The sequence below is a fragment of the Desulfosporosinus fructosivorans genome (genome assembly GCF_004766045.1).
GTDB lineage: Bacteria > Bacillota > Desulfitobacteriia > Desulfitobacteriales > Desulfitobacteriaceae > Desulfosporosinus > Desulfosporosinus fructosivorans.
Genome location: NZ_SPQQ01000005.1, coordinates 344,347 through 368,966, shown reverse-complemented (window position 1 = coordinate 368,966; position 24,620 = coordinate 344,347). Strand labels below are relative to the sequence as shown.

Below are 24,620 nucleotides of genomic sequence, written 5' to 3'. Positions count from 1 at the left end.
CGAGGTGTTTTATATGGACGCTGCCGCAAGTAAAGAGCTTGAAACGATTAAGCAAGCCATTTTAGATACTATTATAGTTAATGAAATATACTTGTTTGGTTCTTTTGTCTATGGAACGACTCATAATGATAGTGACTTTGATATTTATGTGGTTATCCCTGATGAGAGTATGCGCCCTATCGAAGCCATGCAAAAAATTGGTCGAGCGATCAGTCGGAAGGATATTCGGGCAGTAGACATTATTGTCGGCAAGGAAAGTGAATTTAACCAGCGAAAACAACTCCCTACTCTTGAAAGAACAATTTTCAGAGATGGGGTGAAGCTCTATGGACAAGAACAGCATAGTCAAATCATGGTGTGATTTTGCCAAGGATGATTTGATAACAGCAAAATATTTATTGGGGCTGCATCCACTTAAACTAGAGATCATATGTTATCATTGCCAGCAATCGGCTGAAAAGATATTGAAAGGGTTTCTAATTGACAAGAATATTGACCCGCCGAAAACGCATGATTTAAGATTGCTAAGGAGAATGTGCGGGAAAATGGCAGATGGCTTTGATGAAATTGAGGAATTTTGTATACGTCTGACTGCTTACGGTGTACAGCCTCGTTACCCTATGGAGATTGAGCTAACCGAAAGTGATATGCGGCAAGCAATAGAAGATGCAGACCATATTATGAGTTTTATTGCTCTACGCCTACAACTTAAATCAGATGAAATATAAAAAGACAATCCTCAGGCAGGTCACCTAATGACATAACAGACTATAAATGCGAAGTGCCAGGTAATAATTGCTTGGTATTTTTTTGCGATTGTAATTTAAGGAAGAGTTATCCGAATCGCTTATGGCCCAAGGCAAATAAATATTATCCCTTGGCTATTGGATGGCTTTCGCCATTTAAATAGAACAGCCATCTGATCATCGATACCGGCACAAAGCAGCAAGTGATCTGATGGCATCCCCTACGCAAGTGTAGGTGATTTCCATGCTACACCTACTGGGGATAGTTGCGAAGGGAGATTTGAGGAAAGGAGTTTATTATTAAATCCCCAATCCCCCTACCAATCATTTCTATATATTTTGCAGTCCATACGTAACATAATTTGTAACACATTGCTTGTTGCTATAGTTCAAAGCCAATAATTTGCATTTTGTACTTTTGGCGGCAGAATCTTCATATCGTTGGATGCAAGCAACAGCTTGGTAGACTTATCCATATCATTAAGAAAGGTGGAATTCTTAAGCAAGGGCTAAGGCTGAAAAGGCAGGCATTTCCGAACCCAAGTATGTTATCAAAACCAACCATCCACGCACACCTCAGAAAACCTGTAGCCTTCAAAAATATCATCTGAAGCAAGGCTGGTGTCGGAATAGAACAATAAGTCAATTAAATACTATGTTTAGATTACCGATCAAACCCTAAAACGCCAACAAAAAAAGGCATTCTGATGTTGGAATCAGATGCCAGCCAATAACCGTTTCTGGTTTGACAAGGAATAAAGCTGACTGCCAATCAGGCAGGAGTTGTTGATAAGAATCTCCATAACTGTCGGAATGCGGGAGTAAATTGTGGTTTGGAGATTTTACCGTTCATTATTTGCTGCTGAGTGATGGACAATTGGCTGCGAAGGGCTAAAATCTCCATGTCTTTGGCAAAATTAGACATCAACCTTGTACGGAAAAAGCAAGCAATTATTAGAAGCCAGTTTCGTAAATATAAACCAAGCGCGTAAAAATCAATCAAGGAATCAACCTCCGAAAGCGTATGTAAGAATTAACCTATATTCTCACAGGTTGAAAATATTGTAAATAGAGCTTACCTGTAAAGATCAAAGTATATCGATGCACGGTTTAGGTTCTATTTTTTGTTAATTTTGTTCCAGATGATATTTCTGAAATCTACAATGGTATAATTATTTTATAAAAACTTCTATAAATGTTTCGCCATACAATTTTATGCATATAGAATTATTACTTTTCGAGAGGTGTTTGTGTGATCAGATTTCTTCGCTTTATCAGTGATAAATTTTTAGCCAAACGGCTGGATTTCCGTGTGCGGCTGTTCAACGTACTGGCAACGGCGGGCATGACGATTAGTATCATGATGTCGGTATTGGGTGTTTTTACAAACGTGGGATTTTGGAATATACTGGCTAATCTGATCGCTGCGGCGCTTGCGTTCTGCCTGCTGTACTACTCCTACAAGAGCGGCAAATATCAGCAGTGCTACATGTTCACCACGATTATCATCTTTCTGATCTTTTTCCCTGTCTTGTTTTTTACCGGCGGAGGCTATCACAGTGGAATGCCTACGTTCTTTGTGTTTGCCGTTTTATTTACGGTCTTTATGCTGGAAGGCAAAAAAATGATTGTGATGGCCGTCATAGAAATGCTGGTCTACATAGGAATCTGCCTGGCTGCGTATGCGTATCCCCAAAGCGTCCGCTTTTTTCAAACGGAACAGGAACTTTTAACGGACATCATCATCGGATTTTCCAGTGTCAGCCTTGCGCTGGGCGTTACCCTGTACATTCATTTCAGAATGTACAACAAACAGCAGCGGGAGCTTGAAGCCGCCCGAGTGGAAGCGCTCCGGCTCAGCAAAGCAAAGAGCAATTTTCTCGCCAATATGAGCCACGAAATCCGAACCCCTATCAATGTCATGCTGGGTATGAACGAAGTGCTTATGCGGGAAAGGGGCTCGGAGCGCATCAGAGACTACAGCCTGAATATCCAAAACGCGGGCAAAACCCTTCTGGCTCTTATCGACAATATTCTGGACATGTCAAAAATCGAATCGGGGAAGCTGGAGATTGTATCGGAAAATTACCAGACGGCGGATTTAATTGATGATCTTGCCATGATCGGAATGGAACGGGTTAGCCGGCACGGTATTGGGTTTAAGGTTCAGGCTGACGAAAGCCTGCCCTGCGGGCTGACCGGTGATTTTTTACATATCAAACAGGTGGTTGTCAACTTTTTAAGCAATGCGGCAAAGTATACGGAGCAGGGCGGTGTTATACTTTCCTTCGCCCAAAAGTCGGGAAAGGCACCGGATGAAATACTGCTTTGCGTATCGGTTTCCGATACGGGGATCGGTATCAAAGAGGAAAACATCGCCCTGCTGTTTGATGCGTTCACCCGGGTGGATCTCTCCAACCATCGGAACATTGAAGGCACCGGCCTGGGTCTTGCCATAGCGAAAAATTTCACCGGTCTGATGCAGGGGCGTATTGATGTAAAAAGCCGCTTTGGCCACGGCAGCGTCTTTTCCGTGGAGATTCCGCAAAAGGTTCACAATAAAACGCCGCTCCACAAGCGGACGACAACGGCAAAAGAGGAAGCGGCAGGGGAAGGCAGCTTTATTGCGCCCGGCGGCAATGTCCTTGTGGTGGACGACAGCGCGGAAAACCTGCTGGTCGTAAAATCTCTGCTTTCCCGGACACTGCTGCGGGTGGATACGGTCATAAGCGGAAAGGAATGTATCAAGGCGGTTACGAAAAAACGCTATCATGTTATTCTAATAGATTATATGATGCCTGATATGGACGGTATCGACACCCTGCGCGCTTTGAAGGAAATCCCCGGCTTTGATACGCCGGTGGTGGCCCTGACCGCCAATGTTGTGGCCGGGGTAAAGCAAACCCTGCTGAATGCCGGGTTTATCAAATACTTATCCAAACCCATCATGTGGAAGGATTTGGAGGAAACGCTCATGGGGCTTCTTCCCGCAGACCTGATAACGGTCAATAACCGGTGCGCACAGAATTTGATCCCCCCTGAGATCAAGAATAAGCTCGCGCGGGATGCGGCTGTTTACGGCATAGACCTGGCGGAGGGTTTGGGCTATTTGAGCGGCGATATGCTCCAGTATAAAAACCTGGCGGTGTTTTTTGTGGAAAATTACGACAAGAGCAGGCGGGAAGCGGCGAAAGCTGAGGCACAAAAAGACTGGCAGAGCCTGAAATTTACGGTTCATTCCCTCAAAAGCAAGGCAAGAGCCGTGGGAGCCGTCAATCTTTCCGATACTGCCGCCAAGGTGGAAAAGCAGTGTATGGAGGAAAACGATGCGTATCTAGAACTTACGATGCCCGTCCTGTACTATGAATGGAGCCGGGCGCAGGAAGGTTTAAAACAGTTTGTCGCAGAGCTTGATGAGCTTCCGGCCGGGCAGGTTGAAACAGAAAATACCGGTATCAGTATGGATGAGCTGCTGATCCTGCTTAAACACAACCGGCAGCCGGACGCTCTTGCGGCGCTTGAACGCATGATTGCTTTGTCCCACAGGACGGATACCATAGAACGCCTGCGAGAAATTTGGCAAAAGGTTGACGAGATAGAATTTCGGGAAGCGGAGCGCCTCCTGATTGGCATGGGAGGTGACGCAGTTGGAGGATAAAAACACGATTTTGATTGTGGACGACGATCCGGCGCTTCTTAAAATGGCGGGAGAAATCCTGCGGGGTAATTATGCGGTAAGCTGTGTGAAATCAGGGTGTGAAGCGGTTGCCCTGCTGCAGACGGACTATGTGCCCGACATCATCCTGCTGGACATCGATATGCCGGAACTGAACGGCTTTGACACGCTGACCGCGCTGCGGGAAATAGAGAATGCGCAGGATATTCCCATTGTGTTTCTCACGGGGGTGACTAGAACAGAAGCGGAACTGAAGGGGCTGTCCTGCGGCGCGGTGGACTACATTACCAAACCGTTTATCAAGGAAATCCTGCTGGCGCGGCTGAAAGTGCATCTGGAAAACGGCAAGCGGCTCCGTCAGCTTAGTATCGTTGAGAAAAACAGGCAGGAAATCCGGATCGACGAGGGAAAATTTGAACGGACATCAGCCGGTTTAAGCGACACCGAGAGGAAAGTATCGCGGCTGATTGCGCTGGGCTACACCAATCAGGAAATAGGCGAGGCGCTTCACTATTCCTATAACTATGTAAAAAAAGTCGTCGCTGCGATCTATGAGAAAAAGTACGTCAGCAAAAGAAGTGAATTAAAAAAACTATTTTTATAACAGCATTTCAGACCAAAGCCGGGAGCGTTCAAAGCCTCCGGCTTTTTTTATCGTATAGGAAATATCGTTTCCTATACGATAAAAAGGGGAGTGCAGAGGAGGCACCCCTCGCCGATAAAGGAGGGGGCTCAGGCTGCTCTGCAGCCGCCGAAGGGAACCATAGGGTTCCCTAGCGGAAGTGGCGAAGCCACTTTTTTGCCCATTCCGCAAAAGAGGTAACTTTTAGGGTGTACCTGCCGGTTTTAGAAAATGTTATTTTATACACAAGCGAAACGGAAAGGGGTAATTTGTATGATTTGGCCAATCCGGGGGCCGGCTCCAGGCGTTTATTATGCGAATGCCCGGTTGATACAGGTGGTATCCGATGAAGTGAGCGGAGACCTTCGGATACGGGCGGTTTTCGATGAACGGGAGGAACAGGAGCTTGTATACGAAGGCATGTATTACAGCCAGCTTGATGAAAGCAGCGTAGGGCTTGTGATTACCCTTGCCGCTGAAATCACGCCGGAGCAGCTTATAGAGCCGGAGTACAGACAGGCAGCGGCCCGGCTCTATGACGAGTGCGGGGCGGACGATGCCTTTCTAAGGGATATGCACAAACGGGGAAACCGGCTATTTATTCATCACACGGACAAGGGCGGGTATCTTGTTCTGGCAAAGCGTCTGGTATGGGAAAAGTAAAAAGCAAGCTCGAAAGCTATATCAGGTGGTGCTATTTGATTGAAATTTCCGCCGCTGAGGTATTTCAGCTGGTGACAAAATAAGAAACAATTGGAGGAAACACAGATGAACCAAGGAACAAGGAATCGGATTTTGCGTTTGATACTGGCATTGATGCTTGTAGTATCCTTTATTGGCGGAACACAGGCATTCGCGGCTACAAGTTCATCTACCCTTGTACCGGAACGGCAATCTTTTTTTAGCAATCCGCGGGGCATAGCGGTAGACAGTACGGGGAATATATATGTCGCCGATACCTCGAACAACCGGATTCAAAAATTCAATTCTACAGGCACTCTTCTTGCGACATGGGGGACCGCCGGAAGCGGTCACGGTCAGTTTAGCAATCCGTCTGGTATAGTTGTGGACAACAGCACGAGCAACGTATATGTCGTCGATACCTCGAACAACCGGATTCAAGTATTCAGTTCTACAGGCACTTACCTTACACAATGGGGAGAATACGGAAGCGGCAACGGCCAGTTTTCAGCGCCTTCTGGCGTAGCTGTGGACAGCGAGAGGAATGTATATGTCGCCGATACCTCTAACAACCGGATTCAAAAATTTCGTTATACAGGTGATTACCTTACACAATGGGGAACCACCGGAAGCGGCGACGGCCAGTTTTCAGCGCCTTCTGGCGTAGCTGTGGACAGCACGGGGTATGTATATGTTACCGATTCCTCTTATCGCCGGGTTCAAAAATTCAGTTCCACGGGTACATACGTTACACAGTGGGGGACTGCCGGAAACGGTAACGGTCAGTTTATCAATCCGTCTGGCATAGCTGTGGACAGTACGGGGAACGTATATGTCGCCGATGCCTTCTCTAACAATCGGATTCAAAAATTCAGTTCGACAGGCACTTACCTTACAAAATGGGGGACCACAGGAAGCGGCGACGGCCAGTTTGACACTCCGGTCAGCATCACTGTGGACAGCGCAGGGAACGTATACGTCGCCGACTGCGGTAATAACCGGATACAGAAATTCAATTCCACGGGAGCTTTTCTGGCAAGCTGGCAAACCACAGGAAGCGGCGACGGCCAGTTTAATTCTCCAAACGGCGTAGCTGTGGACAACGGGGGGAATATATATGTCGCCGATACCAATAACAATCGGATACAAAAATTCGATTCAACCGGCACCTTTGTTACAAAGTGGGGGAGCATCGGAAGCGGCGACGGCCAGTTTTCAGCACCTTTTGGCGTAGCTGTGGACAGCGGGGGGAATATATATGTATCCGATGCCTATAACCATCGGATACAAAAATTCAATTCAGCCGGCGCTTTTGTTACAAAATGGGGGACCGCCGGAAGCGGCACCGGTCAGTTTAACACTCCGACCGGCATCGCTGTGGACAGCGGGGGGAATATATATGTCGCCGATACCTATAACAGCCGAATACAGAAATTCAGTCCCGCCGGTGGTTTCGTTGCAAGCTGGGGAGTCGGTGGAAGCGGCGACGGCCAGTTTAACATGCCGTATGGCGTAGCTGTGGACAGCATGGGGAATATATATGTCGCCGATACCTATAACAATCGGATACAAAAATTGGATTCTACCGGCGCATTTGTTACAAAGTGGGGGAGCGGCGGAAGCGGCGACGGTCAGTTTGACATTCCGGCCGGCATCGCTGTGGACAGCGGGGGGATTATATATGTCGCCGATTCCTATAACCATCGGGTACAAAAATTCGATTCAGCCGGCACTTTTATTGCAAAGTGGGGGAGCAACGGAAACGGCGACGGACAGTTTAACGGGCCGTGCGGCATGACTGCGGACAGCGTGGGGAATATATATGTCGCTGATACCGATAATCACCGGATTCAGGTGACAAACAGCGATGCAGGCTTGACCAGCGTGTCGGCGAAGACAATTAACGCAGGACCGGAAGCAGGGACAGACACAGCTCCGAAAACGGCCTCCGTCAACGTAGCAAATATCACAGCGACAGTGGCTTCGGGAGACATCGCAGGACATGGTGCGGGAGCAACGGTGACCTTTTACGGAACGGACACCAGCTTTACAACTCCGGAAACCGGCAGCGTGAGCCTGACGGCCGGAGGAGCGACGACAGTATATATCAAGGTGACGGCACAGGATATGATAACAGTCCGGTACTATGCTGTGACAATAAACAGGGAAGCAGCACCTGGGGCTCCAAGCATTACCACCCATCCAAGCGATCAGACTGTAACGGCAGGACAGACGGCTACCTTCACAGTCGCGGCATCCGGCACGGCACCTCTTTCCTATCAATGGAAAAATGATGGGGTTGATATTATCGGAGCTGCTTCCAGCACTTTGACAATCACGAATGTCCAGGCATCGGATGCAGGAAGCTACACCTGCTATGTGAGCAATGGGGCAGGGAATATAACCAGTAATGCCGCGACTCTTACGGTCAATCCGGCTCCCGTGGCACCAGCCATTACCATCGCCACACAGCCAGCTGCTTTGACCAACGTCACCGAGAGCAGCATCAGCGGAAGCCTGACGGTTGCGGCAGCGGTGCACCCAAGCGGTACGCCGGCTTATGAGTGGTTCTCCTGTGATGATACGAGCCATACAAATCCGGTTACCACAGGCGTAACGGCAAATACCTTTACCATTCCCACCACCCTCACAGCAGGAAGCTATTATTACTACTGCGAGGTAAGAGCCGCAGGCGCAACTCCGGTCAATTCCAATGTGGCAACAGTAGTAGTGAATTCAGCTCCATCCGGTACGGCACCTGCCGTAATCAGCATAAACCCCATTAGCCTTGACCTGGGCGGAACCAACACCGCCACCATTCAGGTAAAACTTGGACAAAGCGGCGGCAATCCAAACGTGCTTGCAGGAAAAGCGACCGTAACGACAACCGGCGGCGCGATTTCCGTGACACCTGCCACGCCCGCAGATCTGACCGCAGACGGCAGCATCACCGTTACCGGCATAAGCACAGGCGCGGCTACGGTTTCCATCGGCTTTTCCGGCGGGGATGTTGCTTTTGGCGACACCAAATACGATCGGATAATTACAGTCAACGTGACGGACAGCAGCATTTCACCGCCAAGCGATGCGAAGGACGTGACCGGCGTCGCCACGCCCGGCGGAGCTTCCATTAGCGGGGCGGCAATTACGGCAACGGTGGCAAACGGCGTAACCAGCCAAGCAATAGCTCTTTCCGTGAGCGCAAACGCAAGCTGGAAGCTGTACAGCGATGCCGCCTGCCTAAACGAGATCATCGACAAGACCATGGTGCTTTCCGTAGGCCCGAACGCCGCTTACGTTCAAGTAACCGCTGAAAACGGCACCACAAAGGTATATACCCTCACCATCACACGACAGGAAGCGGTACCGGCAGGCAATTACACCATCAGTATCAGCCCGCTGGCCGGAGGCACGATAACAGCCAGCCCGACCAGCGCAACATCCGGTTCGGCAATTAACCTCACCATATCCCCAAACCCAGGGATGCGGCTGCAAGCAGGGAGCTTAAAGTATAATGACGGAACAACGGATCACCCAATCAGCGGAACCAGCTTCACCATGCCGGCGGCTAACGTCACTATATCGGCAGTGTTTGAAGCGGTACCTAATTCAAATGGAGGCAGCGGAGGAGGTTCATCGGGCGGCGGAAGCGCAGCAAGCGGAGGAACTACCGTTACCGGCAGTGTCATAAACGGTGCTACGGGTGCGAATGTTTCCAATATCACGGCAACTGTAACCACGGACAGCAGCGGTAATAAAACGGTTTCCATGCCGGCAGCGCAACTGGCAATCTTTAAACAACCTGACGGCAGTACAAGCCAGTTCAGTGATATTACCAAATTGACAATTACAACAGCAGCCGGTTCTACCATAACAATATCTAGTGACGGAACAATCCAAGTGCCAAACCTAGCCAAAGGAACAGATAATGTTTTCAAAATGACTTACGATTTAGGCAATGGACAGACCATTACGATCGGAACCATAGACATTAAAACCGACAGCAGCGGCAATGTGAGCCTTACAATTTCGTTAATTGACCCTTATGGCATAATTATTGAGGCAGCTACAGGAAAAGCCCTGCAGGAAGTAAATGTAACCTTATATTATGCCAATACCGATCGGAATAAAGCGGCAGGCAAAACCCCGGACACAGTAGTTGCTCTTCCAGGAATAGACGGATTCAAACCCAATAATAATAAAAATCCCCAAGTCAGTGATGTCAGCGGTTCATATGGCTTTATGGTATTTCCCGTATCCGACTACTATATTGTGGCAGCTAAAGAGGGTTATGAGCAATATAAGAGTCCGACAATCTCTGTAGAACAAGATATCGTAAAATGGGACTTCAAGATGAATCAAGCAATTAAAGGAGTAAAAAGGCTCTCCGGCCTGACCCGAATCGATACGGCACTGGAAATAGCTAAAGCCAACTACTCAAGCAAAGTTGCCAATGTCATCTTAGCCACGGCGGATAACTATCCGGATGCCTTAGCCGGAAGTGTCCTGGCTTATAAGCTTAATGCTCCAATCCTGCTTGTTGACAGCACGAATGCCGGCCAGGAAAAGGTATTGGACTACATGAAATCAAATATGGACTCAGCAGGAACCGTTTATATCCTGGGAGGTACCGGTGCCGTCAGCAGTGCTGTGGAAGCCAAAGTAACAGCAAGCGGTTTCAACCATGTAACCAGACTGGGTGGAGCAGACTGTTATGAAACTTCTGTTAAAATAGCTGGCCAATTGGATATCAAAACAGGAACACCAATCGTCCTGGTCAGCGGCGAAAACTATCCTGATGCTTTATCTATTAGCAGCACTGCGGCAGTAATGCAGAGTCCCATCTTATTGGTTCAAAATGATGGACTCAGTGACGCGGTCAAGAATGAAATTACCGCAATCAAACCGGCAAAAGTATATATTATCGGTTTGCAAGGGGTCATAAGTACGTCCGTTGAAAACCAGGTTGCCCAGATAACAGGTTTAACTCAAACGAATATTGTAAGGATCGGGGGAGCCGATCGGTATGAAACCTCACTGGCGGTAGCCAAGTACTTCAACTTATCCGGTCAGAATGTCTGTATCGCCACCGGCAACGACTTCACGGATGCCTTGGCAGGAAGCGTCTATGCGGCCAATTACAATGCCGCGATTATTCTGGCAGACAAAACTCTATCAGATAATGAAACCACATACTTGAAAAATAGAGAACTGCCGGGAGCAACCATACTTGGCGGAGAAGGTGCTGTAAGTCAAAATGTCCAACAGCAGATTTCTGAGTTGATGAAACGGTAAACGAACAGAAAGCGGTGAAGCGAAGATAATGAAAAGGATGCTAAGAATGCCGGTCAGCATTATTGTACTCATACTGGTCTTTTCCCTGATCGGCTGCGGCAACAGTAAAAATATAGCAAATACGGAGGCCAATAAGACTAACACGGCTTCTCAGACAACGGAGCAAAGTAAACTAAACAGTACGTCCGTGACCTATTTGACGTATACCAATGCCCGGTTTGGTTTTTCCCTGTCCTATCCGGATATCTATACCGTAAAAACGGAAAGCGACAACGGCGATGGGATCACGATGAAGAACGAGGATAAACGATATACCCTGAAGATCTGGGGCGCAAACAATGTGAGCAATGATAACGGCACCAAGCTTTTGGCAGCGGCTAAAAAAAGAGTCAGTCATATCGCCAGTGAGTCTGCCGACGATAAAACGTATCAAATTGAATATAGCGGCGGTGATGAAAACCCCATCATTTTTGATGAAATCGGCTGTACTGTCGGCGATCAGGTATGTGGGTTCATCATATCCTATCCGGAGAACGAAAAAGAAAGTTTTAAAGATATCGTCACCAAAATGAGCACTGAATTAACGAAGAACGCGACAGCAAAAACAAGCGCAACGGATAATTCCAGTTTGACACTTACGGCAAGCGCAGGAAAAACGGTTGCCATAACCCTGGACGAAAATACGACCACCGGGTACAGCTGGCACTATGTGATCGGGAATACGGATTTGATCAAGTTTGACTCGGAGAATACCGCGGATTCGGATAGCAGCGCAGCCAGCAGTGTACCCGGCCGTGTCGGTGCCGGCAGCGAACATACGTGGAATTTTAAAGGGTTGAAAGCCGGTACGACAAAAATCACCTTCAAGTATTATCGCGGTTGGGAAACTGAGAAAGCAACCGTCAATACGGTTGAATATACGGTCAAAATTACGGAATAACATTACGGTGACAGGAGCATAAAAAATAGATGAATTGCTTCTCTGAAATATCAGAAGCCGGGCAGAAAAATTAAGGAGGAAGAAAATGAAAAAATTGAGTAGGATGACTAAGTTTATGACGATGAGCCTTATCGTGATACTGACCCTCGCGGTCGCGCTCTGCGGCTGTGGCAGTGAAAATGCCACAACGCAAACGCAAACGACAGATTCGAATTCAACGAAGGATTTGATTATTGGAAAATGGACCTTGTCAGGGGATACTCTTGTATTTAACAAAAACGGGGAAGCGACGGCCACGGAAAACGGAGAAACAAAAAAGTTTACCTATAAATTAACGACCATTGACGGAAGTTCGGATTCAATCAAGGTAACCTTAACGGACAGCGATAAAAGCAGCAGCACGGAAACCGCAGTTTTTAAAGACAAAGATACTATGGTCCTGGGAGACTCAACCTTTAAACGCGCAAATTCAAGCAGTGCAGGCAATACAAGCAATACAAGCAATACAAATACAGCCAAATCCAATAACGGCAATAATTCAAAAACCTTTGATGATTCCGGTTATTATGCAACTTTCCAATATCCCGCCTCGTGGAAAATAACCCCGCAGGATAACAATACGGTTCAACTGGTCAGCGCAACGAATGCAACCTATTTCATCCGCTGCGAAAAAAAATACCTGCAGGATTCCCTTGATAAAGGCCTCGACTACGCGGGTGCGACCAAGGATTTTATTTACACCTATATAGACAATCTGGAAAACAATGCAAACGATGAAATAACGAACTATACGGATAGTAGCGCCACCTCGAGTAGTGGAGCTGTGACGCGGGAGGCGCTGTTCAACTGCAGGACCAGTTCCGGTTACTTTAAGGTCAAAATGGAGGTCACAGCAGTGAGCGGGTATCTTCTTGTCACCCAGGTTTGGGCCGGTGAAAAGGGATTTGACGCCGCTGTTAAGGAATTCGAAAGCATAGCGGATACGATTGCCATTAAATAGTTCATGTTTTTGGGATACACATGAAATACGGAAAAATTAAAGAAAGGAGGAATAGTTCGGATGTTAATGGTATTGTTTCCTGTTTATATTATTCTTTTAGCCCTTGGAGCCAAAGCAACCTGGAATTTTGTTAAAAATATTATTCCGACTTCAATAGGTGACGAACTTGGGTTTGTCATTATAATTGTAGTTTTTGGGGTGATCTTTTTAGTCGCAGGTCCAATTGTGGGTATAGTGACTGCAGTGAAATATCTGATGGCTTATTTTGGTTCCAAGACCTCCAACAGCTCTAACACTAAACAATAATTGATGGAATCAGATAAAAATATAGTCAAAGAGGTATGGAAATGAACTCTGAAAACTGCAACACAGAGCTTCAGGAGGATGTGGCATTTTGTCAAAAGCTGACGGAACGCATTGCTCAAGGTTATATACTGCAAACTTAACTCGCTGTATGCACAGATGAAGTGTGACTAATTGTGCCCGCTAGCAGTATAGCAAATAAAGATTTTTTGAAGACGAGGAGATGGGTTTATGAAGAGACATGTATCAACTGTTTTAATGTGCTTGATTCTCTTGTTAACATGCTTTGTAACGTTGACCGGATGCGGATCGGATAGTCCGGCAGCCGATTCGAAGACAGCGGAGGCTGACAAGAAAGTGGAGACAAAGAAAAATCCAAAGGAGCTGATTGTTGGGAAATGGAGCACAGATGGGGGTTCTATAGAGTTCAACAGCAAGGGAGAAGCTATTGTTACGGAAAGCGGAGAGCGGAGTCAGTTTACATATAAAGCGACCTCGGAAGGCAAGAATGGCGGTAAAGATTCGATAAAGGTTAGCCTCACGGACAGTGACAAACAAAGCAGTTCGGAAACGATAACATTTCTGGATGATAACACAATAGAAATCGGTGGTACGGAATTTAAACGCGCAGGCACAGTGAGTACAAATACAAATACGAATGCGGAATCTGGTAAGGGTAAATCTGTGACCACTGCAAACGCTGCCATCGCTAGAGTGATAAAGCTTTTGGGGAACGGGAACAACAAATATTCTTTTGAGCTTGATCATGAAGATCAAGTGATTCCCGACGGTAAAGGAAATTATAATGCCAATCGTGACAATGGTAAAGTAGCGAATGGGATTGATTGTTATATAATCCGTGTATATACCGAAGAAAAACAAGGCGACAGTATATCACAAGATAATATTGGCTGGTATTTCGTCAGTAAAAGCACTGGCGAGGTATATGAAATGAAAGATCCGTATGAGCAAGAACTGAAGATGTTAAACTAAGGAAATGGGCGATGGTTAATATGGATGATTTTTCAATTGTGTTTATAGTGGGGTTGCTGACTTTTATCGCTGGAATATTCTCATTGAAAAGGGAAAATAGATTATTTGGAGATTCGGTAAATACAACTGCCAAAGTGGTCGCATATTATGAGTACACAGATTATCCTAACACTATTACGATGTATACGATGGCTGTTGAATACTATCATTCAGATGGAAGATTAATTCAGGCAAGAGAACAAAGCAGCTCCAATCGCCAAAAATATCCGGTTGGAACTGAGCTTAAGATTGCTTATAGTAAAGAAAAACCTGATTTGTTTATTCTAAGTGGCGACAATTCCAGAAAGATAATTATGGTTGGTATGATTATCGTAGGGCTGGCAATGATGACTGCAATTGGAGTTGTGGCATTGAATAGTTAATGGGGAGGACGATAAGTCGGGTGATATCTTTCACACCTGCTGGCGTCTGATGTTGGATTGATTTGCTACTGTCACCGACAATTCCTCCTATCTCAATTATTGAAATATATCATTTATGTATTTCTAAAAGAGGATATTGTTTCACCAATACAGTTATCTATTCGCATGAAAGAACTGTATCAAACATTGCTTAAGTTGGATGAAAGCCTCGAAATGATATATACTGACGGTGAAAGTATGGGGCAGAAAATGATTTGATGAGATGTGCCGTGAGTTGAATATATGAGCTGTAGTCATTTATGCATTGTAAAGTAAAAGCAGTCACAGATGATGACGAAATTGTATCGAATAAAGCCTTCAAGAAGATAATTGCTTTTGAAGGCTTTATTGCTTACAATTCAATTGGGTTGTAAAGCAAAATGCGAGCAGCTGATTTATTAAAAAGAGCCTGTAATAGACGATGGTTTCAGAAATATACTATGCCGTCAAGGGGATACCAGATTGATACGACATCTGTTTTGTATCCTCAAGGCACGTTGGTGTTACTTCTATTGAAGGTAGATTTAAGGGTGTTCCCTATGGGTGGGATCTAGGAGCAACTCATCAATAATTTACTGCGCTCCGAACTATCTACTATTGAAAATTACATTACAGCACAGAAGACGAGATTTTCTATAGCAAGATTGAAGGCATAAATGATTCAATCAGTTATGAAGGCAGTAGTGTCAGCGAACTAAAGTCAGCATTTGAAGAAGCGGTTGAGGATTATCTTGAACTGTGCAATTTGAACGGTAAAGAACCGGAAAAGATGTATAAAGGTAGCTTTAATGTAAGGATAACCCCTGAGCTTCATAAACAAGCAGCACAAAGGGCCTTGATAGAGGGCAAATCATTGAATCAGTATGTTGAAGAAGCAATAGAACAGTATTCACAGCAGTCACCGATTTCCTTGATGAAGTAGAAAAATGCTATGGCCATTTGAAAAGCAATTCGCTGGTGTATGTAAGATCAACAATGGGATGCCTAATTCAACTGAGATTTGAGTAAATAAGTAAGGAAATGGCAAGTTCATTGCCGACCGAAAGAGCGTTCAACCGCTCTTTTTTCTTTTTTGTGCACGATCTGCCATCATTCGTGAATTATTAACTTTTTCGTAAGAAATTTTAAGTATTTTGTAAAGCACTGAAACTCAAAGCTTGGTAAAGTGAAGAGGAAGAAAGGGCGATGACGGGAAAACCCCAAGCCTGGCACAAGTGGAGAGTGAAGATGACATGAACTGCAGCAAGAAATCAGATCAATCGAATTGGCAGTCGAATTTGCAGAAAAGAGGAGTGCGGGCGGATTCCAGCGGCTATATGCCGGGATTGGACGGACTGAGGGCTTTGGCGGTGTTTGCCGTGATTGCTTACCATCTTAAGCTGACCTGGGCCCCGGGAGGGCTTTTAGGAGTAAGTCTGTTCTTTGTGCTGTCCGGGTATTTGATCACCAATATTCTGCTCAAGCAATGGGAGCGCTCGGGATCGATTGATTTGAAAGATTTCTGGCTGCGCCGGGCCCGGCGACTGCTGCCGGCTCTTTTTCTGATGCTGGCAGGCGTGATGCTCTGGGTTATGCTTTGTGCTCCGGAACGCCTGGCAGCCTTGAAGCCGGAAGCGCTGGCTGCAGTATTCTATACCAGCAACTGGTATCTGATTTTCCATCAGGTATCCTATTTTGAAAGCTTCGGTCCGCCGTCTCCGCTGGGGCACCTCTGGTCTTTGGCGGTAGAAGAACAATTTTATCTTTTCTGGCCGCTTCTTTTGGGATGGGGGCTGCGTTGTTTTCGGCAGCGCAAATGGCTGATCGGGGGCACAGTGGCTGTCACGTTGGCTTCAGCCGCAGCAATGGCAATGATTTACATACCGGGTCATGATCCCAGCCGTGTCTATTATGGAACGGATACCCGTGTTTTCGCCTTGCTGGTCGGGGCTCTACTGGCGATGGTATGGCCCAGCGGGAAAATGACTGCGGATCTGTCCGGCAAAAAGAGACTGGCGCTGGATGGGGCGGGAAGCCTGGGGTTATTGGTGGTACTTTTGATGATCGGAAAAACCAGCCAATACCAGACCTCCCTCTACCAGGGCGGGCTCCTGCTCTTCTCTGTTGCGGCGGCTTGTCTGGTGGCAGTTCTGTCCCACCCCGCCAGTTATCTGGGCCAGTTCTTTGGATGGGGCCCCTTACGCTGGCTGGGAGGGTGTTCCTATGGGATTTACTTGTGGCATTACCCGGTTATCATCCTGACTAATCCGGTTGTAAATACGGAAGGCTTGAACCTTTCCCTAACCCTCGGGCAAATTGCCCTAAGCATTACCCTGGCGGCTCTGTCCCGCTACCTCATCGAGGACCCGATCCGCTACGGACGACGGAAACGAGTGCGGAGGCGGGCGCCGGCCCTTCAGTGGTGGCAAAGACCATTGGCCCACAGCACCAAAATTACGGTCAGTATGGTATTGATGTTTCTGCTGGTGTTTGTAAGTCCCGATGAAGGTATGGAAACTTCGGCAAAAGCGATAGCGGAGAGCCAGGTGACTACAGAACAAGCTCAAGCTCAAACGCCAGGGACGGTCAAGGAAGATAGTGCTGCCAAGGGGGAACTTGCTGAGGCAGATAAGAAGAGCGATATTAAGGGAGAGGATATTACGGTCATTGGAGATTCCTTAATGATCAATGTGGAACCTGCTTTGCAAGAACACCTGCCGGGCATTGTCATCGACGCGCAAATTGGCAGACAGATGCATCAGGCCCCGGATGTCATGGCCAAGCTCCAAAAAGAAGGTGAGCTGGGGAATATTGTGATTATTGAATTAGGATCAAACGGTGCGTTCACCGAAAAACAGTTAATGCAGACCCTGGATTCCCTGCAAGGAACCACGGAGATCGTGCTGGTGAATACCCGTGTCCCGAAGCCTTGGGAAACGGTGGTGAATGAGACGCTGAGCAAGGTGGCCGAGTCTTACCCCAAGACCAGGCTGATCGATTGGTATTCGGCCAGCAGCGGCCATGGCGATTATTTTTATTCGGACGGTGTTCATCTGACCCAGACCGGGGTGGAAGCCTACGGGGAATTACTGATCGAAGCCTTGATTTCCAATCAAAACGATAAACATAAATCGTGTTATAATAACAAAAAAACTAAGGGATGAGAATATGCACGATTATAAGATAAAAGTATTGGTTGTTGAAGATGAAGCTTCGATCCGGCGTTTTATCACGCTCAATTTGGAGATGGCCGGATATGAAGTCGGAGAAGCGGCCAGCGGAGAGGAGGCCTTGGCTCTGCTCACGACATTCCTCCCCGATTTGGTGGTGCTGGATCTGATGCTGCCTGGGATAGACGGACTGGAAGTCTGTCAGCAGATTCGCAAAACCATGCCGGACCCGCTCGTCATCATGCTGACGGCCAAGGGAGAGGATACGGATAAAATTATGGGTCTTGAACTGGGAGCGGATGATTATATGGTCAAGCCCTTTAATCCCTTTGAATTAATTGCCAGGATCAAAGCCATGTTAAGGCGCCGGAACCATTTTGAAGCCAGAAGAACGGCCTATACTTACGGCAACCTGTCCCTGGATATCGCCGCCAATAAACTCCTCAGAAACAATACGGAAGTGGAACTGACCCCTACAGAATATGCTCTGTTAAAAATGTTCATGGAAAATCCGGGGAAAGCTCTGAAAAGAGAAGAGATGCTGAATGCGGTCTGGGGAGAAGATTATTTTGGCGATACCAAAACTCTAGATGTGCATATCAGGCGGCTCAGAGAAAAAATCGAAGATAATCCCTCTGAGCCCCGCCATATTAAAACCGTTTGGGGTTCCGGTTACCGGTGGCAGCCAGAGTCTGGTGGGAGGCTTCCATGAAAGGGATCAGAGGGAGACTGACGGCCAATTTTATGATTGTGATTTTGGTTTCGGTGGCCATTTTGGAAGTGCTGCTGATTTATACGGTTCAGCAGAATTATTACGACAGCCTAAGGGGCAACCTGACCAATCAGGTCAAAATCAGTGCGGATATGTATTCCAAATACTATTCCGATACCTCTTTAGAAGATAACATCCTGTATAATGTGGATGCCTTTTGGAATCAAAGCGATGCCAAAGTGGAGATTGTCGATCGGGACGGGAAGATTGTCATGGATTCCCTGGGGATGATCCCTGAACAAGGAGAGTCCATGGAGGATATCCAGGATGCTCTCAATGACAAGATGGGGGAATGGGTAGGGAAATTAAACGGCCAGGAAGTTATGGCCGTAGCTTATCCTTTGAAATCGGAGGGGCAAATTGTCGGAGCCTTGCGTTTTATTGCTTCTACCAGTGCTATTGATCAGGACATTCGAGACACGGCTAAAATTTTTATCGCCATCGGCCTTTTTGTGGCGCTGATTGTCGGGTTGCTCAGCATTTTTTTGGCCAATACTATTCTTATCCCTTTGAGAGAAGTGACAGCCGTTGCCGAGAGCATGGCGGCGGGCAATTTTAAAATCAAGAGCAAAAAAAAGCGGGATGACGAGATTGGCAAGCTCTCAGATACCTTGAACTACATGGCTGATGAAATTACCAAAAAAGAAAAGCTGAAGAATGATTTTATATCTTCGGTTTCCCATGAATTGCGCACCCCGCTAACCTCGATTATGGGTTGGGCGATTACGCTGCAAAGCGAAAAATTCCAGCAGAAAGAAATGCTGAAGGACGGCCTGGGGATTATTGCCAAGGAGGCTGAACGCCTCACCCAGATGGTCGAGGAACTCCTGGACTTTTCCAAGTTTGTTTCCGGCAGGATCAAACTCAAATATGAAACTGTTAATTTGGCCGAGCTTATGGAACATATCCGCAAACAGCTGACGCCGCGGGCTACCCGGGAAAATATTCATTTCACGGTTGTTTACTCGGAAAACCTTCCCGATCTGTTGACAGATCCTAACCGTTTGAAACAAGTATTAATCAATATTCTGGATAATGCCCTGAATTTTACGGCTGCCGAGGGGTCTGTTCGCTTTCAGGCTGAGATCGGGGAAAAAGACTATACGTTTACGATTGCCGACAGGGGGTGCGGCATTGCTGCCGGGGAGCTGCCCATGGTGAAAGAAAAGTTTTACAAAGGCAAGAGCTCACGTTCCAAAAACGGGATTGGTTTATCCATCTGTGAAGAGATTGTCATCCTGATGAAGGGGCAGCTGGAAATCAGCAGTGAAGTCAACGTGGGGACAACCGTGGTCATTACTCTGCCTAGAGAGGTGTGTGCCAATGGCTAAAAAATGCCAGCTTCTCTTGCTTTCCTTTTTGCTGCTGATACTTGGCGGCTGCGCCGAATCCTCGGGAGCATCGGCCGGTAAGATTATCCCGCCGTCCAAACCGGTCTCTCCGTTAGTTGGTAAATGGACGGTGCTTCAAGAGCTGGATACCAACAGCAATGGGGAAGAAGCAACCCAGCAATGGGTGGGAAGTGATGTCCAGTTTGCTGCAGGTGCCGTCTCTTTCGGCGGACATGTCTGGGAGCAGCTTTCTTATAAAATCAAAAGGGTGAAGGCAGATGATTACTTGCTGACAAAATATATCCCGCCTGCCGGTATTTCTGCTCAGAAAACCCAGGAGGTTGATGTGCTTACTGTCTATGCGGCTGCCAATTATCTGGGTGAATTTATGAAGCTTGATGATAAAAATATGATTTTCTTTGTGCAAAACGAAGTTCTTTTGTTGAAAAAAGTTTCCGATCAGGCGGAAAGTACTTTGGGAGCAGCTAATACCAATGCCCAGGATCTGAACAAAGACAGCAATGAAGGAACTTCCGGTGTCTTGCTGGGGCTGAGGATGCAGGAGGGCGATGGCTATACCTATCAAACACTTTGGATTGCCGCCGATCATCATCAGCTTCACCCGGTTCTGGCCTCCGAACAGCCTTTTTTTCCGCGGACCAGCGGTTTTTGGGAACTTAGTGTCCAGGACCTCCCGACCGCCGGAAAGACAGGCAATCTATTGAGCGCCCGTAATGTGGCGGCTAAGATCTCCGACATGAAGAAAGCGGAAGACGGAACGGACGATCAAGTCTATACCGATCCGGCGGAAAGAATCATCAACTATATCGGTAATGATTATGTGGCTATCGAGAAGAAAATCGGCAGTGTTAATCAATTACAGGTGCTTCCGGTCGACAAACTATCATCTCCTGCAGAAATAAAGGTATCTGATCTGCTGGGGGACAACGGATTTAACGCTTATTTGAGTGTCAGGGAACAGACTGTTGCAGGCTTAAGAGACAAAGGGATTACCTCGATTGTCAGAGATGAATCTGGGGAAAATTTCGGCCTGGCACGGAAAAACGGGCATTGGTCTCTGGTGGGGAGAATTAACTATCAAAATGGGGGAATGTTTGAGCAAACAGACTTTGACCTCAAGATCATCCCGCCGACCAATTTGGTCTTCTATGATACCTTAGTCTTAAGCTGGCACAATATCAAGGACCGGGTTCCTGACGCCATGGACGCCTTTACCTCCCCCAATAGGGATATTGCCCTGGTTAAAACCAAAAATAAATTAACGATTTACACCATCGGTGCAGAGCAATTAGCCGAAAACCCCTTGGCGGAGCTGGACCTGCCGGAAGGAGCAACCGTAATCATGGCTGAGTGGGCCACAGGGTCTTATGTTGACAGCTGGGAGAAATCTTTTCTCGCTTATGGCGCCCAAGCCTTGTCCGGCAGCTCGGTTCGGGTGCGCTGAATATCTGTATTATATGAAGGACATTTTTGGTATGGCGAAACAAGTCCAAGCTGAGTCCTGATTGTCGCCAAATTTACGCCTTGATCTAGTAGCCGTTAGGTGAATGTTTGCCGTAATGGGGATTGCGGATGCCACTGGCCTTCAAGGGATGGGGTTACTCTCCTAACTTGGAATGAAACCCCCGTGCCGATTGGAGGGCTAATGAACTTCATAAAGTCCGTCAGAACCTCGTCCATGTCCTTGTGGCAATTGTATTCAAGACAGAGTTATCCGAATCGTCGCTCCGGGGCATGTGGAGACGGTGGTGCGGCTGGAGAAGGTTAATTGAAATGAAATTTAGGCCGCCTGTCATCATGCGATGCAGGCGGCACTTCTCAAAACAATATCTTTTCATTCAATCCGTAACAGAGGTAAGCAATTAATAATTAATATATGAATGTCAATGTATACTGAACCCCAAAGTATTCCATTTCGTATATAACAAAATAGGACTTGTTTTCAAGGAGGTAAAACATGGATTACATTTCACCGAAAGAAGCTTCGTTGAGGTGGAGCGTTTCAGAACGGCGCATCCAAAAATTGTGCGAGGAAGGACGGATTAATGGCGTTGTTCGGTTCAGCAAGGTATGGATTCCCAAAGATACCATAGCGGCGGGCCGTCGTCATACCGTTGGTCTTAAATCTGACGGAACGGTGACGGCTGCGGGTGATAATAATTATGGCCAATGTGATGTAAGCGGCTGGCGCGACATTGTGGCGGTCGCGGCGGGTAATGTACATATGGCGACGAACACGGGTAATGCTCATACAGTCGGTCTTAAATCTGACGGTACTGTGGTGGCTGTGGGTTGGAATAAGCATGACCAATGCGATGTCTTCGATTGGCGCGATATTGTGGCGGTTGCGGCGGGTTGGTGTCGTACCCTCGGTCTTAAATCGGACGGCATGGTGGTGGCTGTGGGTCGCAACACTTACGGCGAATGCGATGTAGGTGGCTGGCGTGATATGCTGGCGGTCACGGCGGGTGACTGGCATACCGTTGGGCTCAAATCTGACGGAACGGTGACGAGTGTGGGTATTAATCGGTACGGCCAATGCAATGTAAACGGCTGGTGCGACATAGTGGCGGCAGCGGCGGGTTACCTTCATACCGTCGGTCTTAAATCTGACGGAACGGTGGCGGCTGTGGGTTTGAATAAGCATGGCCAATGTGATGTAAACGGCTGGCGCGGTATTGTGGCGATAGCGGCGGGTTACCTTCATACCATCGGCCTTCAATCGGACGGTACTGTGGAGGCTGTGGGTTGGAATGTGCATGGCCAATGCAATGTAAGTGGCTGGCGCGATATTGTGGCGGTTGCGGCGGGTTGCGCTCATACTCTCGGCCTTAAATCGGACGGCACGGTGGTTGCTGTGGGTGATAATGAATATGGCCAATGCGATGTAAGCGGTTGGTGTGGCATCCAACTGCCCGGTAATTAGTTTTCAATATTTATAATACAAATATTTGGATTCATTGGGTTCATTTGTCATCAGTTCGCCAACGTATAATTACTGGTCATATTTTTGATTCTCCCAGAGCATCCTCATACTTACATAAGACCAGAAAATCTCTCCTAGTGGAAAATTAAACTTTTGAATCTTAGTATTCTCCCTCTACACATATAACCATTAGCAGTGAAGAAAGCTTAATATTAAGTCGGGTTTATCTAGTGATGGATGGCCAGAAAGCTTCTCTAGAACAAACCATTATAGACAAGTCTGATAAACCATACGATGGTACTATCATTCATACAAGAACACTGCGTTTCTTGGGTACTGGGGATGAGTTGGAACTAGACGTCCAAAGAATGACTTATTCAAAAAGCAACCACGAAATGCTAGAGATTCCAATTGATTAAGCAGTCAGATGATCAAAACGCTGCCTCAAATTTGCATAATGTACACAAGGAAACCACCTGTGGTAGAATAATCTAACACAGGTGGTTTTATCTCTCCAGAGGGACCTCATTATTGGTGATAACGTACTGAGGCCATTAGCGAATCGGAAAATAATTGGGGTCCTTCCAAATTTAATGTATCGTGATTATACTCATATTATACCTTAATTATATGAGTATAGTATCACAGTTTCAATACAATGACCGGAGGTATATTCGAATTATTGAAGATATATTGAGGGGTCTTTCAGTTGCCCCTAAGTAAGGAGGAGCAAAATGCGCACTCAGCAACTACTTTATTTGCTGGAAATCTCCAAGACCCGTTCTATTAATAAGGCCAGTGAAAAAATGAATATTTCCCATCAAGCGCTAAATGCAAGTATTAAAAACTTAGAAGATGAATTGAATACCTGTCTTTTACACCGCAATCAACAAGGGGTTTCTCTGACAGAAACCGGCCAACTCACGGCGGATTTTGCGACAACCCATTTAATCAAGCTCGCCCAGTTGCAAGAAATGATTGCCAAAATTGAGGGGGGCCAAAACGTCGCCTTACCTAAAGGCCATCTCAACATTGCAACTATGGCGATCCCCAACTACAGCTTGGTTCAGCCAACCATCAAGCAGTTTATGTTGAAATATCCACAAATTACTATTGATATCACCAGATCAACCTTGGAAGATATCCTGAGCAATATCAAGCAACAAAAAATCATGTTAGGCTTCATAGTCATATATGAAACGCCATTAGAATGGCTCGAACCTGACAACCCTTTTCTAATTAATCCCCTTTTGACAGACAAATCATATATTGTCACGAGCAATGAACATCCGCTGGCCAAGAAAAAAACGGCCGTTACTCCTAAATCGCTCCTCAAATATCCTTTTGTAGTTTATCATGAAGGGAAAGAAATCAATATTCCTGCCGTACTGGCATTAAAAGAAAGTTATTCACCTCATATTAAAATTAGTACCAACAGTCTTGAAACCTTTGAAGAAACGATTTTAGCTGGGCAGGGCATTGGTTTTGTCAGCAAATTATTAATCAAAAGCACTACTTTCTTTAAACAAAAAGAGCGATTGGCTTTTATTCCGTTGAAGAACACGCCAACCCCTATCATTATATCGGTGCTCAACAAAGAATCTTATGCGCAAAATCAGAAGGTAATTGATCTGTTCTTGGATATGCTGAAAAACTTTACCTGATCCGCTAGCCAGTGCTTTCAGCTTTTTTTCCAAATTTCGT

General features: G+C 46.6%; 20 protein-coding genes. 19 read left to right on the top strand and 1 reads right to left on the bottom strand.

The window, feature by feature from the left end; translation table 11 throughout:
- The first annotated feature begins 13 nt into the window (after nucleotides 1-13).
- Both E4K67_RS16310 and E4K67_RS16305 read left to right on the top strand, forming a co-directional pair.
- A complete protein-coding gene (locus tag E4K67_RS16310) occupies nucleotides 14-361 on the top strand; it encodes a nucleotidyltransferase domain-containing protein (RefSeq protein ID WP_135548513.1) in 348 nt (115 codons plus the stop codon).
- Nucleotides 327-728: a HEPN domain-containing protein gene (locus E4K67_RS16305; RefSeq protein WP_135548511.1), complete on the top strand. Its 402-nt coding sequence runs from the start codon at nucleotides 327-329 to the stop codon at nucleotides 726-728. Before E4K67_RS16310 ends, E4K67_RS16305 begins: the two co-directional genes overlap by 35 nt.
- A gap of 790 nt (nucleotides 729-1,518) precedes the next feature.
- Here E4K67_RS16305 and E4K67_RS16300 read toward each other — a convergent pair.
- Nucleotides 1,519-1,749, bottom strand: coding sequence for a hypothetical protein (locus E4K67_RS16300; RefSeq protein WP_135548509.1), 231 nt, complete (start codon nucleotides 1,747-1,749; stop codon nucleotides 1,519-1,521).
- Nucleotides 1,750-1,998: 249 nt separating this feature from the next.
- On the opposite strand from E4K67_RS16300, the gene E4K67_RS16295 reads away from it, so the two are divergent.
- The 17 genes from E4K67_RS16295 (at nucleotide 1,999) to E4K67_RS16210 (ending at nucleotide 24,580) form a co-directional block, all read left to right on the top strand.
- Nucleotides 1,999-4,404, top strand: a complete 2,406-nt coding sequence (locus tag E4K67_RS16295; protein WP_135548507.1) for an ATP-binding protein — start codon at nucleotides 1,999-2,001, stop codon at nucleotides 4,402-4,404.
- On the top strand, nucleotides 4,394-5,026 hold the full coding sequence (locus E4K67_RS16290) for a response regulator (RefSeq protein ID WP_243454503.1): 633 nt from the start codon (nucleotides 4,394-4,396) through the stop codon (nucleotides 5,024-5,026). Before E4K67_RS16295 ends, E4K67_RS16290 begins: the two co-directional genes overlap by 11 nt.
- Before the next feature lie 249 nt (nucleotides 5,027-5,275).
- Nucleotides 5,276-5,707 (top strand): hypothetical protein, encoded by a 432-nt coding sequence (locus E4K67_RS16285; protein WP_135548505.1) that lies wholly within the window; start codon nucleotides 5,276-5,278, stop codon nucleotides 5,705-5,707.
- A 105-nt stretch (nucleotides 5,708-5,812) separates the two neighbouring features.
- Entirely contained in the window at nucleotides 5,813-11,020 is a 5,208-nt protein-coding gene (locus E4K67_RS16280; RefSeq protein WP_135548503.1) for a cell wall-binding repeat-containing protein, read from the top strand.
- Nucleotides 11,021-11,066: 46 nt separating this feature from the next.
- Nucleotides 11,067-11,960, top strand: a complete 894-nt coding sequence (locus E4K67_RS16275) for a protease inhibitor I42 family protein (protein ID WP_158408502.1) — start codon at nucleotides 11,067-11,069, stop codon at nucleotides 11,958-11,960.
- A gap of 85 nt (nucleotides 11,961-12,045) precedes the next feature.
- Nucleotides 12,046-12,960, top strand: a complete 915-nt coding sequence (locus E4K67_RS16270) for a hypothetical protein (RefSeq protein WP_135548500.1) — start codon at nucleotides 12,046-12,048, stop codon at nucleotides 12,958-12,960.
- 60 nt (nucleotides 12,961-13,020) lie between these two features.
- Entirely contained in the window at nucleotides 13,021-13,266 is a 246-nt protein-coding gene (locus tag E4K67_RS16265) for a hypothetical protein (RefSeq protein WP_135548499.1), read from the top strand.
- Nucleotides 13,267-13,494: 228 nt separating this feature from the next.
- Nucleotides 13,495-14,256 carry a hypothetical protein gene (locus E4K67_RS16260; protein WP_135548497.1) on the top strand — a complete coding sequence of 254 codons (762 nt, stop codon included), beginning with the start codon at nucleotides 13,495-13,497 and terminating at the stop codon, nucleotides 14,254-14,256.
- Nucleotides 14,257-14,276: 20 nt separating this feature from the next.
- A complete protein-coding gene (locus E4K67_RS16255; RefSeq protein ID WP_158408501.1) occupies nucleotides 14,277-14,678 on the top strand; it encodes a DUF3592 domain-containing protein in 402 nt (133 codons plus the stop codon).
- 667 nt (nucleotides 14,679-15,345) lie between these two features.
- Complete coding sequence (locus E4K67_RS31340) at nucleotides 15,346-15,639, top strand: toxin-antitoxin system HicB family antitoxin (protein WP_199242570.1); 294 nt, start codon at nucleotides 15,346-15,348, stop codon at nucleotides 15,637-15,639.
- Between the two features lie 310 nt (nucleotides 15,640-15,949).
- Nucleotides 15,950-17,860 (top strand): acyltransferase family protein, encoded by a 1,911-nt coding sequence (locus E4K67_RS16240; protein WP_135548636.1) that lies wholly within the window; start codon nucleotides 15,950-15,952, stop codon nucleotides 17,858-17,860.
- 4 nt (nucleotides 17,861-17,864) lie between these two features.
- Nucleotides 17,865-18,578 carry a response regulator transcription factor gene (locus E4K67_RS16235; protein WP_135548493.1) on the top strand — a complete coding sequence of 238 codons (714 nt, stop codon included), beginning with the start codon at nucleotides 17,865-17,867 and terminating at the stop codon, nucleotides 18,576-18,578.
- Nucleotides 18,575-19,969 (top strand): sensor histidine kinase, encoded by a 1,395-nt coding sequence (locus E4K67_RS16230; protein ID WP_135548492.1) that lies wholly within the window; start codon nucleotides 18,575-18,577, stop codon nucleotides 19,967-19,969. The genes E4K67_RS16235 and E4K67_RS16230 overlap by 4 nt, the downstream gene beginning before the upstream one ends.
- Nucleotides 19,962-21,434: a hypothetical protein gene (locus E4K67_RS16225; protein WP_135548491.1), complete on the top strand. Its 1,473-nt coding sequence runs from the start codon at nucleotides 19,962-19,964 to the stop codon at nucleotides 21,432-21,434. Before E4K67_RS16230 ends, E4K67_RS16225 begins: the two co-directional genes overlap by 8 nt.
- Nucleotides 21,435-21,635: 201 nt before the next feature.
- On the top strand, nucleotides 21,636-21,758 hold the full coding sequence (locus E4K67_RS31130; protein WP_274594881.1) for a hypothetical protein: 123 nt from the start codon (nucleotides 21,636-21,638) through the stop codon (nucleotides 21,756-21,758).
- Nucleotides 21,759-21,947: 189 nt separating this feature from the next.
- Complete coding sequence (locus tag E4K67_RS16220) at nucleotides 21,948-22,916, top strand: RCC1 domain-containing protein (protein WP_135548489.1); 969 nt, start codon at nucleotides 21,948-21,950, stop codon at nucleotides 22,914-22,916.
- A 734-nt stretch (nucleotides 22,917-23,650) separates the two neighbouring features.
- Nucleotides 23,651-24,580 (top strand): LysR family transcriptional regulator, encoded by a 930-nt coding sequence (locus E4K67_RS16210; protein ID WP_135548487.1) that lies wholly within the window; start codon nucleotides 23,651-23,653, stop codon nucleotides 24,578-24,580.
- Nucleotides 24,581-24,620 lie beyond the last annotated feature (40 nt).